The organism is Bartonella capreoli, from assembly GCF_902813205.1.
Taxonomy (GTDB): Bacteria; Pseudomonadota; Alphaproteobacteria; order Rhizobiales; family Rhizobiaceae; genus Bartonella; species Bartonella schoenbuchensis.
This window is the reverse complement of sequence record NZ_CADDZX010000207.1, coordinates 1-453: the sequence shown is the minus strand read 5'-3', so window position 1 is coordinate 453 and position 453 is coordinate 1. Positions and strand designations below refer to the sequence as shown.

Genomic DNA, 453 nt, shown 5'->3' with positions numbered 1-453 from the left:
ATTTAATGTTATGTCACTACCTTTCTTAATTTATCCACTCCGAATACCACAGTTCTTCCTATTTGACTCATGAACAATCGTAACCAATAATAATATTTTTCACAAATTTGTGTTTCTTATAGGTAGAATGCTGTTTTTTGGTTATCTCTCTCTTACTCATATCCCTCCGTATCACGCTTTTAATTGTTTTGTTCACAACCAACATCAGTCTAATAATTCTCTTTATATTTTTTTTTTTTTATTTGAGTTTTGTTTTTTTTTTCTCTAGATATTCGCGCTTTTATATGATTTATATAGCATTTAAAAAAAAAAAAAATTTATTTAAAAATGAAGAAAAACAAGGTAAAAAAAAAATTTCTACGCTATCCGCCAACAAAACACAGGCGCTGGCAGCCAAGAAGGGGGAAAAAAAAAAAAAAGCCCCCGCCATTACAAACACTCTTTCCTAGCCTA

1 protein-coding gene is annotated in these 453 nt (G+C 30.0%); it reads left to right on the top strand.

Annotation, left to right across the window (positions count from 1 at the left end; all coding sequences use genetic code 11):
- Positions 1-284: 284 nt before the first annotated feature.
- On the top strand, positions 285-449 hold the full coding sequence (locus J7R05_RS08075; RefSeq protein ID WP_208541858.1) for a hypothetical protein: 165 nt from the start codon (positions 285-287) through the stop codon (positions 447-449).
- Positions 450-453 lie beyond the last annotated feature (4 nt).